This window comes from Streptomyces sp. NPDC051041, from assembly GCF_044456065.1.
Classification (GTDB): domain Bacteria; phylum Actinomycetota; class Actinomycetes; order Streptomycetales; family Streptomycetaceae; genus Streptomyces; species Streptomyces glaucus.
Genome location: NZ_JBITFM010000003.1, coordinates 366,608 through 378,426, shown reverse-complemented (window position 1 = coordinate 378,426; position 11,819 = coordinate 366,608). Strand labels below are relative to the sequence as shown.

At 74.3% G+C, this 11,819-nt stretch carries 12 protein-coding genes; 6 read left to right on the top strand and 6 right to left on the bottom strand.

Features of this window, described 5'->3' with window-relative positions; all coding sequences use genetic code 11:
• The first annotated feature begins 31 nt into the window (after positions 1–31).
• Positions 32–208 (top strand): hypothetical protein, encoded by a 177-nt coding sequence (locus tag ACIBAI_RS07840; RefSeq protein ID WP_399031922.1) that lies wholly within the window; start codon positions 32–34, stop codon positions 206–208.
• A gap of 143 nt (positions 209–351) precedes the next feature.
• Here the strand turns inward: ACIBAI_RS07840 and ACIBAI_RS07835 are convergent, their stop codons facing one another.
• Complete coding sequence (locus tag ACIBAI_RS07835; RefSeq protein WP_399031920.1) at positions 352–1,641, bottom strand: cation:proton antiporter; 1,290 nt, start codon at positions 1,639–1,641, stop codon at positions 352–354.
• A 765-nt stretch (positions 1,642–2,406) separates the two neighbouring features.
• Between ACIBAI_RS07835 and dhaK the strand changes: the two genes are divergently transcribed.
• The 3 genes from dhaK to dhaM are packed head-to-tail and all read left to right on the top strand — an operon-like array spanning position 2,407 to position 4,449.
• Positions 2,407–3,399, top strand: coding sequence for a dihydroxyacetone kinase subunit DhaK (gene dhaK / locus ACIBAI_RS07830; RefSeq protein WP_399031918.1), 993 nt, complete (start codon positions 2,407–2,409; stop codon positions 3,397–3,399).
• Between the two features lie 47 nt (positions 3,400–3,446).
• Complete coding sequence (dhaL, locus tag ACIBAI_RS07825; protein ID WP_399032218.1) at positions 3,447–4,046, top strand: dihydroxyacetone kinase subunit DhaL; 600 nt, start codon at positions 3,447–3,449, stop codon at positions 4,044–4,046.
• Entirely contained in the window at positions 4,039–4,449 is a 411-nt protein-coding gene (dhaM, locus tag ACIBAI_RS07820) for a dihydroxyacetone kinase phosphoryl donor subunit DhaM (protein ID WP_399031916.1), read from the top strand. Before dhaL ends, dhaM begins: the two co-directional genes overlap by 8 nt.
• Positions 4,450–4,587: 138 nt before the next feature.
• On the opposite strand, the gene ACIBAI_RS07815 is transcribed toward dhaM, so the two are convergent.
• Positions 4,588–5,286 carry a glycoside hydrolase family 75 protein gene (locus tag ACIBAI_RS07815; RefSeq protein ID WP_399031914.1) on the bottom strand — a complete coding sequence of 233 codons (699 nt, stop codon included), beginning with the start codon at positions 5,284–5,286 and terminating at the stop codon, positions 4,588–4,590.
• A 354-nt stretch (positions 5,287–5,640) separates the two neighbouring features.
• Between ACIBAI_RS07815 and ACIBAI_RS07810 the strand changes: the two genes are divergently transcribed.
• Together ACIBAI_RS07810 and ACIBAI_RS07805 are read left to right on the top strand one after the other, a co-directional pair.
• A complete protein-coding gene (locus ACIBAI_RS07810) occupies positions 5,641–6,633 on the top strand; it encodes a fibronectin type III domain-containing protein (protein WP_399031913.1) in 993 nt (330 codons plus the stop codon).
• A gap of 197 nt (positions 6,634–6,830) precedes the next feature.
• A complete protein-coding gene (locus ACIBAI_RS07805) occupies positions 6,831–7,376 on the top strand; it encodes a hypothetical protein (protein ID WP_399031911.1) in 546 nt (181 codons plus the stop codon).
• Positions 7,377–7,521: 145 nt separating this feature from the next.
• On the opposite strand, the gene ACIBAI_RS07800 is transcribed toward ACIBAI_RS07805, so the two are convergent.
• From ACIBAI_RS07800 to ACIBAI_RS07785, 4 genes are all read right to left on the bottom strand, one after another.
• Positions 7,522–8,073, bottom strand: a complete 552-nt coding sequence (locus tag ACIBAI_RS07800) for a PadR family transcriptional regulator (RefSeq protein WP_399031909.1) — start codon at positions 8,071–8,073, stop codon at positions 7,522–7,524.
• Between the two features lie 31 nt (positions 8,074–8,104).
• A complete protein-coding gene (locus ACIBAI_RS07795; protein ID WP_399031908.1) occupies positions 8,105–10,120 on the bottom strand; it encodes an FAD-dependent oxidoreductase in 2,016 nt (671 codons plus the stop codon).
• Between the two features lie 233 nt (positions 10,121–10,353).
• Positions 10,354–10,725: a hypothetical protein gene (locus ACIBAI_RS07790; RefSeq protein ID WP_399031906.1), complete on the bottom strand. Its 372-nt coding sequence runs from the start codon at positions 10,723–10,725 to the stop codon at positions 10,354–10,356.
• Between the two features lie 142 nt (positions 10,726–10,867).
• Entirely contained in the window at positions 10,868–11,740 is an 873-nt protein-coding gene (locus tag ACIBAI_RS07785) for a hypothetical protein (RefSeq protein WP_399031905.1), read from the bottom strand.
• Positions 11,741–11,819 lie beyond the last annotated feature (79 nt).

Below are 11,819 nucleotides of genomic sequence, written 5' to 3'. Positions count from 1 at the left end.
CCATCGCCTGGGCCGCCGGCACCGTCGGGACGTGGCCGTCCGGCGGCGCGTGGAGACTGCGGTGATCGTCGAACGGCTGGGCCCGACACGGCGAATGGCGCTCATCGAAGCGCTGTCCGCCTTCGACGAGGCGGGCGGAGAGCCGTCCGCTCCCGACCCCCACCCGCTCGGCTGGGCGATGAACGACGCGGTACCACCCGGGATGTGACCGCCGGGCGGCACCCATCGGTCCAGGACCCCGACAGGTGAGCTCCCTCCCCACGCGCCGCTGATGGGTCGGGACCGGTTCGTCCGCCGGGTTCGGGAGCCCTCGGGTCCCGAACCCGGCTGGGTCCCCGCGGGCAGGGCCGTTCAGTTCGCACGGGGCCGGTCGCGGTGGCCGCCGGTCCGCGTGCCGTTGTGCATCTCGCCCTCCTTGTCGGAGGACGGCGGCCGGCGCTGTGGTTTCCTGTCGTCGTCGGGGAGGCCGATCAGTTCCTCGACGTCGAAGATCCGCGCGATCGGCACGTCCGTGCTGCTGTGGGCGACGATCGAGAAGGCGATGGTGACGGCGATCAGGGTGAACGCCTCCTCGCCCTGCGGGATGCCGGCCTGGAGCACCAGCAGTCCGTAGACCACCGAGGCGAATCCCTTGGGCCCGAACCACGCCGCCGTGAGTTTCTCCTTGCGGTCGAAGTCGGTGCCCACCAGGGACAGCAGCAGCGAGGCCGGGCGGATGAGAACGATGGACAAGACCGCCACCGCGTAGCCGCCGAACGACAGGTCACCGAAGAGGCGCGGGGTGAGCAGCGCACCGAAGACCAGCAGCGCCGCGAACTTGGCCAGCTCGGCCAGGGCTCCCCCCAGCGGTTCGAAGGCGTCCCTGGCCTGCGGCGCGAGTGCGGCGATCACCGCTCCTGCGGAGAAGGCGGCCAGATAGGGGTTGGCGTGGGTGAGGTGGCAGGCCGCGTACAGAATGACTCCGACCGCCAGCGGCAGCAGCGGTTGAAGCCGGGGCTCCGCGCCGAGCAGCCGGAACCGGACCAGCCGGTGCACCAGCAGCGGCAGGACCACGCCGAAGAGCAGCCCGAGCAGGAGTTCACCGGCGACCGGGGCGAAACCGACGTTCTCGGCGTGGCCGGCGGGCGCGGCGGCCGCGATGAGGACGAGGACGATCGGCAGTGCGAGACCGTCGTTGACGCCGCTTTCGATGTTGAGCAGTTGCCGTAGCCGGGCGGGGACCTCCTCGCGGCCCACGATGGCCGAGGCGAACACCGGGTCGGTGGGTGCCAGCACCGCGCCGACCAGGAAGGACGTCGTCCAGTCCAGGCCCACCAGGAAGTGCGTCAGCAGCGCGACCCCGAGGAAGGCCAGTGGCATGCCCAGTCCGAGCGCGCGGGCCGGGTTGCGCCAGGCCCGGCGCAGGGCCGGGAAGGAGACGTGCATGCCGTCGGTGAACAGCACCGCGAAGAGCGCCAGGTCTGCGGTGACCCTGACGATGTCGCTGTCCGGGGTGATGTGGATCAGGCCGAGGAAGCCGTCGCTGACGAGCGCGCCGCCCACCAGGAACAGCAGCGAGGTGGAGAGCACCGACCGGGCGGCCAGTCCGGACAGCAGCACCGCCACCAGCAGCGCCACCCCGAAGACGAAGACGAGTACCACCTGACATACTCCCGCGGTCGATCGGATGCCTCCGACGCCGGCGCCAAACCGGCAGGCGCCTCCCCCTTCGGCCCGTTGGGCGAGGCCCGAGGTCGGTACACGTACCCACCGGCGTCCCGGTCATCGCACGAGCCCGCACGGACCTGCTGTGCGGTAGGTCTTCAGCGCGGGTGTGGTGGTGATCCCGTGTACCACGGTGCCGGCGGCGATGATCAGTGTTCCGGCAGCCGGTACCCGGGGAACGGGTCACCCTGCCCATCGTCGCCCGCGCCGGTGACCGCCACTGCCGGCTTCCGCCGCACCAGCGTGCCCCGGCCGGCCTGGTGTGCCTGCGCCGGCACGACGGACCGTCACCAGGCGAACTCACCCGACCCGCGGTCTCGCGATGCCCCTGACTTCACGATGGAGTCCCCTCTCCACCGCTGCCCTGCCGAGTCGGCCGCGCACGCGCCGCCCCTCATCGCGTACCGCCTCCCGGTGCGACCGGCGGAGCAGCCCAGCCCCCAGCACGCCCGTGAGCCCTCGCACGTGACCTTCGCTGCCGCAAGGTCGATACTGCCGGTAGCAAGCGCCCAGCCGACCCGCGTCCGACCAGCCCGCAGACCTGACGAGCCGTCATCAAAGTCGGCACCGAGTCAGCACCAGTACCGCCGAGGACCGCTTCCGACCGCCCCGGGCCACCGGGATCGACAACTCGCACTACCTCGTCTGACCAGGCAAAACGCAGGTCGCAGCCATACCTGCCGACCTCACCAGGAGGTACCCATGAAGATGCTCATCAACGTCCCGGAGACCGTGGTCGCGGACGCGCTGCGCGGGCTGGCGGCCGCCCATCCCGAGCTGATCGTGGACGTGGAGAACCGGGTGATCGTACGGCGGGACGCACCCGTGGCCGGGAAGGTGGCCCTGGTGTCCGGCGGCGGTTCCGGGCACGAGCCGCTGCACGGCGGGTTCGTCGGTCCCGGGATGCTGTCGGCGGCCTGTCCGGGCGAGGTGTTCACGTCACCGGTCCCCGACCAGATGGTGCGGGCGGCGGCGGCGGTGGACAGCGGGGCCGGGGTGCTGTTCGTCGTGAAGAACTACACGGGCGACGTGCTGAACTTCGACATGGCCGTCGAGCTGGCCGAGGACGAGGGCATCCAGGTGGCCAAGGTCCTGGTCGACGACGATGTCGCGGTGACGGACAGCCTCTACACGGCCGGGCGGCGCGGCACGGGCGCGACGTTGTTCGTGGAGAAGATCGCGGGCGCGGCGGCGGACGAGGGCCGGCCGCTGGAGCGGGTGGAGGCGATCGGGCGGCGGGTCAACGAGAGGTCCCGCAGTTTCGGCGTGGCGCTCGGCCCCTGCACCACTCCCGCCAAGGGCAGCCCCACCTTCGACCTGCCGGCCGGTGAGCTGGAACTGGGCATCGGCATCCACGGCGAGCCCGGGCGGGAGCGGCGGCCCATGATGACCTCGGGCGAGATCGCGGACGTCGCCGTCGACGCGGTCCTGGCGGACCTCGCCCCCCGCAATCCCGTCCTGCTCCTGGTCAACGGCATGGGCGCGACTCCGCTGCTGGAGCTGTACGGCTTCAACGCCGAGGTGCAGCGGGTCCTCGCCGAGCGCGGCGTCGCCGTCGCCCGCACACTCGTCGGCAACTACGTCACCTCCCTGGACATGGCGGGCGCCTCGGTCACCCTGTGCGAGATCGACGAGGAACTGCTGCGGCTGTGGGACGCGCCGGTGAGGACGCCGGGACTGCGGTGGGGCGTGTGACGCGAGCGGGGTAGAGAACCGACGTGGCTACCAGGCAAGGAGATCTAGTGCTCGACGCCGACTTCTTCCGCCGTTGGATCACGGCGACCGCCGCTCTCGTCGAACGTGACGCGGAGCGGCTCACCGCCCTCGACTCGCCCATCGGGGACGCCGACCACGGCAGCAATCTGCAGCGCGGGTTCAGGGCCGCGACGGCCGCGTTGGAGAAGGAGGCGCCGGACACACCCGGCGCGCTCCTCGCCCTGGTCGGCCGGCAGCTCGTCTCGACCGTCGGCGGCGCGTCCGGGCCGCTGTACGGGACCCTGCTCAGGCGCACCGGCAAGGCGCTCGGGGAGGCCGCCGAGGTCAGCGAGGGGCAACTGGCCGAGGCGCTGCGGACCGGGGTGGAGGCGGTCATGACGCTCGGCGGTGCCGCGCCGGGCGACAAGACCATGATCGACGCGCTGGTGCCGGCCGTGGACGCCCTCGGCGACTCGTTCACCGCGGCCCGGGCCGCCGCCGAGCAGGGCGCCGAGGCGACCACGCCGATGCGGGCCCGCAAGGGCAGGGCGAGCTATCTCGGGGAGCGCAGCATCGGGCACCAGGACCCCGGGGCCACCTCGGCGGCGCTGCTCGTCGCCGGACTCGCGGAGGCCCACGGTGAGTGACGGCGAGCTCGTCGGGATCGTGCTGGTGTCGCACAGCGCGGAGGTCGCCGCGTCCGTGGCGGAACTGGCCAAGGCCCTGGCGGGCGGCGGCGCGGCGGTGCCGGTGGCGCCGGCGGGCGGCACCGACGACGGCGGGCTCGGCACCAGCGCCGGGCTGATCACCGCCGCGGCGGCCTCCGTGGACCGGGGTGCCGGGGTCGCCGTCCTCGCCGACCTCGGCAGCGCGGTGCTCACCGTCAAGGCGCTGCTCGCGGAGGGCGACGAACTGCCGGAGCGGACGCGTCTGGTGGACGCTCCGTTCGTCGAGGGGGCGGTGGCCGCGGTCGTCACGGCGGCCGCCGGCGCCGACCTGGCGGCCGTGGCGGAGGCGGCGGCGGAGGCGTACGCGTACCGGAAGGTGTGAACGGCGGGGGCGGACGGCGCCGGTCGCCGGGGCACGTGCGTCCGTGCCCCGGCGCGGCGCACGTGCCGGGCGCGGCGGGCAGCGCCGGCGGCGTGCTCCCGTCCGTCGGCGGCGGCCGGCCCTCGGTCCGGCGCGCGCTCAGCCGCCGCGCGCGAACCACCGGGCCAGCCGCTCCCCGGTCAGCACGGCGGCGGCCCGGTCCTCGACGGGTTCGACCCGGCTGCCCCTGAAGACGATGTAGGTGACCCCGGAGGGCGTGCCGCCGGTGCGCGGGTCGGGGTCGACGCCCAGGGCCTCGGCCGCGGCGTAGGAGGCCTCGCCGATGATGTCGCGCGGGCCCACGTCGCCGACCACCGCGTACTGCACCCGGCCCGCGTGGACGACGGCCGCGACCGACCCGCCGCGCACGCCGTGGTCCCGGTAGTCCCAGATGCCGCTGGGGGCGGGGACGACGACGAAGGGCAGTTCCTCGGCGCTGAGCGGGCGGCCGTCGGACTGCGCGTAGGCGGTCGCCGCGAAGAAGGCGGGGTCGGTGTGCGGGTTGCAGCGGGGACCGGGCCGCCCGTCGCAGTCGATGTCCATGTCGGCCTCCCAGAAGACGGCCTCGGGCAGGCCGCAGACCGGGATGTCCGCGGGCGCCCCGGCGTCGCTGCGGTAGCGGCCGCGGGAGACGGGGACGCAGTCCCGCACCCGGGCGAGCAGTTCGGCCGCGCTCACGGGGTGGTCGTCGCGCCGGACCGGCGGTTCGTGGCGGGGTACGGCGGGCGCGGCGGGGACTGCCGTGGCGGCGAGCAGGGCGGCGCCGGCCGCGGCGAGGGTCAGCAACCGGACACGCACGATGCGGGAGCCTCTCGTCGGGAACGTGGACGGGCACCCGGTCCATCTTGCCCCGGACCGATCACACGGCCACCGCAGGAGGACCGGACGGGTACGTCCCGGGAGGCCGGACCGGGGCCGGAGCCGGCACGGGCGCACGGGCCCCGGCCCCCCGCCGGCGCGGGAGCAGCGACGACAGCGGTCCGCGCCGCGGGCATGAACTCCTCACCGGTGGTGGGGACTTCAGCCGTGAGGGACTTCAGCATACGTAACCCCTCCGGGCGGTCACCGACGACACCCTCTTGATGCGGTCGCACCCAGGGCGTCATATTGGTCCGGACCATTTTCGGCGTGTCGTCCCGGGGAGGCAGCGTCGTGCCCAGCGTTCCCGCTCCCGTTCCCGCTCTCCTGCGCCGCTGCGCCGTGCTCTGCGGCGCTCTCGCCCTGGTCGCGGCCTGCGGCCGGGGGGCGGCGGACAGCGGCGGGGACGGCCGGTCGCCGGCGGTGCCGACGGGCGTCACGGCCGTGGCCGGAAGCGCGACGAGCGTGCACGTGATGTGGAACGCGATCGCCGGTGCCGAGGGCTACGCGGTGTACCGCGGCGCCACGAAGGTGCGGGACGTCCCTGGTGCGGAGCACATGGCGGACGTCACCGGGCTCCGGCCGTCCACCGCCTACGTCTTCACCGTGCGGGCGCGGGACGCCGAGGGCCGGCTCGGGCCGCGCAGCCGCGGGGTCCGGGCGACGACGCCCGCGGCGGCCCCGGCCGACCGCTCGGCCCCGACCCGCCCGCCGGCCACGCGCGGCAGAGCGGCCGGCAGCCGGGCGGTCCAGCTGTCCTGGTCCGCCTCGACGGACGACCGGGGCGTGGTGTCCTACGACGTCTACCAGGGCGGCGCCAAGGTCCACAGCGTGGGCGGGAACCAGCGGGCCGCCGTGGTCACGGGCCTGCGGCCGGGCACCCGCTACGCCTTCACCGTCCGGGCCCGGGACGCGGCCGGCCGCCTCTCCCCCGCCGGGGACACCGTCCGCCTCACCACCCCGGGCGGCGACGACGGCCGCGCCACCGCCCCCACCGGGCTGCGGGCGGGGAGCCACCACGCCGACGGGGCGTACTACATCGACCTCAGCTGGGTCCCGCCCCGCACGGACGGGGTGATCACGGAGTACCAGGTGCACCTCGACGGCCGTCCCGCCACGTCACTGGTGTACGGCGGGAACGCGCCGCGCGACCGGGCGACGTACAGCTTCTACGCGGGAGCGGACGCCGGTGTCACGCACCGGGTGCGCCTGCGGGCCAGACTGCCGGACGGCACCTGGGGCGGGTTCTCGGCGGAGCGGACGGTGACGACCGGGGCACGGCGGTGAGCGTCCGGGTTCCGCGGAGGCGCACCGGACGTCCCCGGGCATTCCCCGGACGGCGCAGCGCGTCACCTGCCCGGCCGCATCCGGCATGCGGACCGGGCCGGGGCCGCATTGGCTGACCCCGAGGCAGCACGGGCGTTCCCCGATCCTCGGCGGCGCAAGGGATGTACCGCCAACCGTGCCGCCGGAGGACAGTCCACATGCGCAACTCATCGCCACACCTCCGCACCGCCCTGACCGCGGCAGCCGCCGCCGCGCTGCCGCTCGCCCTGGCCGCCGGGCCGGCCGCCGCCGCCACGGGGATCTCCGTGAGCACCACGGGATCCACGGTCTCGGTGACGACGAGCGCCTGCACCCAGATCAACGGGAGCTGGGGCACCGCCTCGCTGCTCAACAGCGGCCAGGCGAACTTCGCCCAGGGGCGCCAGGCGGCCCTGTCGGGGACCAGCGCGGCCCAGTCCGCCGCCTGGTCGAACGTCAGCCCGGGCACCTACACGGTCATCGTCATGTGCTCGAACGGCAACACCGCGGGCACCCAGACCGTCATCGTCTCCACGGCGACCCCCACGGCCAGGCCGACGGTCTCCGCCACGGCGTCGCCGTCGCGCGGTGTCATGGGCGGAACGGGCGGGTCCGTCGAGGACTACGGCACCGTCACGCTCGTGGCGGGCGGAGCCCTGGTCGGGACGGGCGTCATCGCCGCGGCGTGGTTCCTGCGCCGCCGGTCGAAGCCGTACCGGTGCTGAGGGCCGTCGCCCCGGTTCCGCGGCCGTACCCGGTTCCGGAACCGTGCCGCGGGCCCGCCGGTTCCGGCGCCCGTGCGTGGCCGCGGCGGCCTCCGGCAGGCGCCGCCCGTCCCGGTGCCCCCGCGCCGCGGACGGGCGGCCGGTGTCAGGCCGGCTCGCGGCCGGGCAGCTCGGCGAACTCCGCGAGCGCGTGCCGCAGCCACTGCGTCCAGAAGGTCTCCAGATCGATGCCGGCCCGCAGGACGAGGTGCCTCAGCCGGTCCTGGGGGCTGTCCCTGCCGGGCGGGAAGTCGCGCCTCTCGATCTCCTCGTACTCCGCCAACTGCCGCTGGTGCAGCTCCAGATGGCGCCGCAGATCGGCTTCCAGCCCCGCGGTGCCGACCACGGCCGCGGCGCGCAGCCGCAGCAGCAGCGCGTCCCGCAGGGGCTTGGGGTCCTGGGACTCGGCGCTCCAGCGGGCCAGTTCGGCGCGGCCCGCCGGCAGGACCTCGTAGCTCTTCTTCTGCCCACGGGCCGGCTGCTCGGCGGGCAGGGCGCGGATGTACCCCTCGGCCTCCAGTTTTCCCAGCTCGCGATAGATCTGCTGGTGCGTCGCCGACCAGAAGTAGCCGATCGACCGGTCGAACCGGCGGGTCAGCTCCAGCCCCGACGACGGCTTCTCGAGCAGGGCGGTGAGGATCGCGTGCGGGAGTGACATGGGGTCATCCTAAGGACGCGCCCGGGCCGGTCTACAGTGCCGCCGCCAGCTCCGTGCCCTGTCTGACGGCCCGCTCGGCGTCCAGTTCGGCCGCCACGTCGGCGCCGCCGATCAGGTGCGCGGCGCGTCCGGCGGCGGCCAGGTCCTCGTACAGGCCGCGGCGCGGCTCCTGCCCGGTGCACAGCACGATCGTGTCGACCTCCAGCACCGTGCTCTCCTCACCGATCGTGAGGTGCAGCCCCGCGTCGTCGATCCGGTCGTAGCGCACGCCCGGGACCATGGTCACGCCGCGGTGCCTGAGCTCGGTGCGGTGGATCCAGCCGGTGGTCCTGCCGAGGCCGGCACCGACCTTGGACGTCTTGCGCTGGAGCAGGTGGACGGTGCGCGGCGGGGCGGGCCGTTCGGGCGCGGTGAGGCCGCCGGGGGTGCGGTAGCGGGTGTCGACGCCCCAGCGCCGGAAGTACGTCCCGGGGTTCTCGTGCGCCTTGTCGCCGGTGTCGGTGAGGTACGCGGCGACGTCGAAGCCGATGCCGCCCGCGCCGAGGATCGCGACGCGGTCGCCGACGGGGGCGCCGTCGCGCAGGACGTCGAGGTAGCCGAGGACGCTCGGGTGGTCGACGCCGGGGATGTCGGGGACGCGCGGGGTGACGCCGGTGGCCACGACGACCTCGTCGTAGCCGTCCAGGTCCGCGGCGGTGACCGGGGCGCCCAGCCGTACGTCCACGCCCTGCTCGTCGAGCCGGGTGCGGAAGTAGCGCAGCGTCTCGTCGAACTCCTGCTTGCCGGGGATCCTGCGGGCGACGTTGAGCTGGCCGCCGATCTCGGGCGCGGCGTCGAACAGCGTGACCGCGTGGCCGCGTTCGGCCGCGGTGACCGCGCAGGCGAGCCCGGCCGGGCCCGCGCCGACGACGGCGACCCGCTTGCGGGTGCGGGCCGGGGACAGCACGAGCTCGGTCTCGTGGCAGGCGCGCGGGTTGACCAGGCAGGAGGTGATCCGCCCGCTGAAGGTGTGGTCCAGGCAGGCCTGGTTGCAGCCGATGCAGGTGTTGATGGCCTCGGGGCGCCCGGCGGCGGCCTTGGCGACGAAGTCGGGGTCGGCGAGCAGGGGCCGGGCCATGGACACCAGGTCGGCGTGGCCCTCGGCGAGCAACCGCTCGGCGAGTTCGGGGGTGTTGATGCGGTTGGTGGTGACGAGCGGCACCGTCACCTCGCCCATCAGCCGCTTCGTCACCCAGGTGTACGCGCCGCGCGGCACGGACGTGGCGACGGTGGGGATGCGGGCCTCGTGCCAGCCGATGCCGGTGTTGATGATCGTCGCGCCGGCGGCCTCGACCGCCCGGGCGAGCGTGATCACCTCGTCCAGCGAGGAGCCGCCGGGCACGAGGTCCAGCATGGACAGCCGGTAGACGACGATGAAGTCCTCGCCGACCGCCTCGCGCACCCGGCGGACGATCTCGACGGGGAAGCGCATGCGGTTCTCGTACGAGCCGCCCCAGCGGTCGGTGCGGTGGTTGGTGCGGGCGGCGGTGAACTCGTTGATCAGGTAGCCCTCGGAGCCCATGATCTCCACGCCGTCGTAGCCGGCCCGCCGGGCGAGCCGGGCGGTCCGGGCGTAGTCGTCGACGGTCCGCTCGACCTCGGCGTCGGTGAGCTCGCGGGGCGGGTGGGGGCTGATCGGCGCCTGGAGCGGGCTGGGCGCCACCACGTCCCGGTGGGAGGCGTAGCGGCCGAAGTGCAGGATCTGCAGCGCGATCCGGCCGCCCTCGCGGTGCACGGCCCCGGTGACGGTCCGGTGCCGCTCGGCCTCCGCCTCGGTGGTGAGCTTGGCGCCGCCCTCGTGGGGCCGCCCCTCCTCGTTGGGCGCGATGCCGCCGGTGACGATCAGGCCCGCTCCCCCGCGGGCCCGGGCGGCGTAGAACGCGGCCATGCGCTCGAAGCCGCGCTCCGCCTCCTCCAGGCCGACGTGCATGGAGCCCATGAGGACGCGGTTGGGCAGGGTGGTGAAGCCCAGGTCGAGCGGGCTCAGCAGGTGGGGGTAACGGCTCATCGGGCCCTCCGTGCGCGGGGTGGTGTCCTCCGTTGTAGAGGACCCCCGACCAATTATGCAACTAGTTGCATAAAGAGGTGGCGGAGGGCACAGGGGCACGCGGAGGCCCCGGGCGCGGCACGGCGGGACGCGAGCGCGGCCCGGAGGTACGGGGCGGTGCGGGCGGGGCCCGCCCGCACCGCCCCGTACCTCCTACCGGCGGGTCGTGGCCGTCCTCTCCGGCGCCGGAGACCTCACCGGCTCTCCAGCCGTACGTGCAGGTCCCGCTCCTGGTCGCCGGACGCGGCGGACAGGTCCCGCACGGTGAACAGGTCGTCCAGCGTGGCGCGGAGCCGTTCGATCGCCCAGTAGCCGCCCTGCGCGTCGGCGGTGACGGACCCCTTCAGCCGGGCGGGGCCGCAGTCGCCCCGGTGGGCGTCGGCGACGTCGAAGGTGCCGAGCCACACGGTCGGACGCGCCTCGTGGTACTCCCGGGGCACGTCGTCGGCGCACCGGTCGGACGCGAAGCACGCGCACAGGGTGTCGAACACGACCTGGGCGTCGTCCTTGTCGCATCCGCTGATCTCGACCGAGACGGATTCCGGGTGCGTTCGCTCGCCGTCCATCGTGATCGCTCCTCTCGTGGCCGCGTTGCGGCGCCGCGGACGAGGTCCGCGAACCGCACCCCCACCCCCAAGAAAACCCCCGCCGCGGGAAAAGCACCACCCGCGCCGGCGCACGGCCGGCGCGGGTGGCGCGGTCCGTGGCTCAGCCCCGGGTGAAGCGGTAGGTCTTGCTGTCGGTCAGCAGGCAGAAGCCGGGCGACAGCACGATCACGCGCAGGGTGCCGGTGCGGCGGTCGTAGTCGACGCCCTCGGTCTCGAAGGTGCCCGAGCAGCCGCTGCGCAGCGGGAGCCGGCGCAGCGCGGTGACGTGACCGGTCACGTCCGCCGTGCCCGGTTCGGCCGACAGGTCGATCTGGAGCAGCGGCTTGGTGACGCCGAACAGGGTGCCCGCCGGGTCGTCGGAGGAGCACAGCAGCCGGGTGGGGCCGGTGAAGTCGCAGCCCTGCACGTCGCGCACGGGGTGGTCGAGGGCGACCGTGGACACCTGCGGGAGGTTCGCCGCGGGCGAGGTGCCCGGATTGACGCCGGGGGTGGGGAAGACCAGCAGCCGGCTCATGGTGCCCCACTCGCCCGCCAGCATCCACTGGCCGTTCGGCGAGATCGCGACCCAGGAGTTGTTCGGGGCCTCCCCTGCGCCGAGGGCGTGGACGTACTCCGACCAGCCGCCGCCCGGCGCCTGCACCCGGAACATCTTGGCGGCGCCGTCGTCGCGCTGGTACGGCTCGACGTAGTGGCCGTCGTAGGAGGCGTCGGGGTCACCGACGTGGTTCCAGCCGCGGCTGCTGACGCCGATGGGGATGGTGCCGATGCCGGTGTACCGGTTGGGGCTGCCGGCCGGGACCTCGACCGAGGTCAGTCCCTGGCCCTCGGTCAGCGGGTCGGCCCGGTCGGAGCCCGTCTCGGTCCAGGTGTCGGCGACCGAGGCCGGCGGGGCGGCCGACAGGACGGCGGCGGTGGCGAGAGCGACGAGTCCGGCCAGGACCGCGTGACGACGTCGCCGGGCGCGCAGGGGCATGGTTCGGCTCCTTCGTGGGGGGACGCACTCGGCGCACAGTGTGACGGGCCAAGGAAGTCATGTACATATCAGATTCATG

Bases quoted from the DNA above. Each gene is read 5' to 3' on its own strand.
- ACIBAI_RS07805 (WP_399031911.1), top strand. From the start codon at position 6,831: ATGCGCAACTCATCGCCACACCTCCGCACCGCCCTGACCGCGGCAGCC.
- dhaK (WP_399031918.1), top strand. From the start codon at position 2,407: ATGAAGATGCTCATCAACGTCCCGGAGACCGTGGTCGCGGACGCGCTG.
- ACIBAI_RS07795 (WP_399031908.1), bottom strand. From the start codon at position 10,120: ATGAGCCGTTACCCCCACCTGCTGAGCCCGCTCGACCTGGGCTTCACC.
- ACIBAI_RS07785 (WP_399031905.1), bottom strand. From the start codon at position 11,740: ATGCCCCTGCGCGCCCGGCGACGTCGTCACGCGGTCCTGGCCGGACTC.
- ACIBAI_RS07790 (WP_399031906.1), bottom strand. From the start codon at position 10,725: ATGGACGGCGAGCGAACGCACCCGGAATCCGTCTCGGTCGAGATCAGC.
- ACIBAI_RS07800 (WP_399031909.1), bottom strand. From the start codon at position 8,073: ATGTCACTCCCGCACGCGATCCTCACCGCCCTGCTCGAGAAGCCGTCG.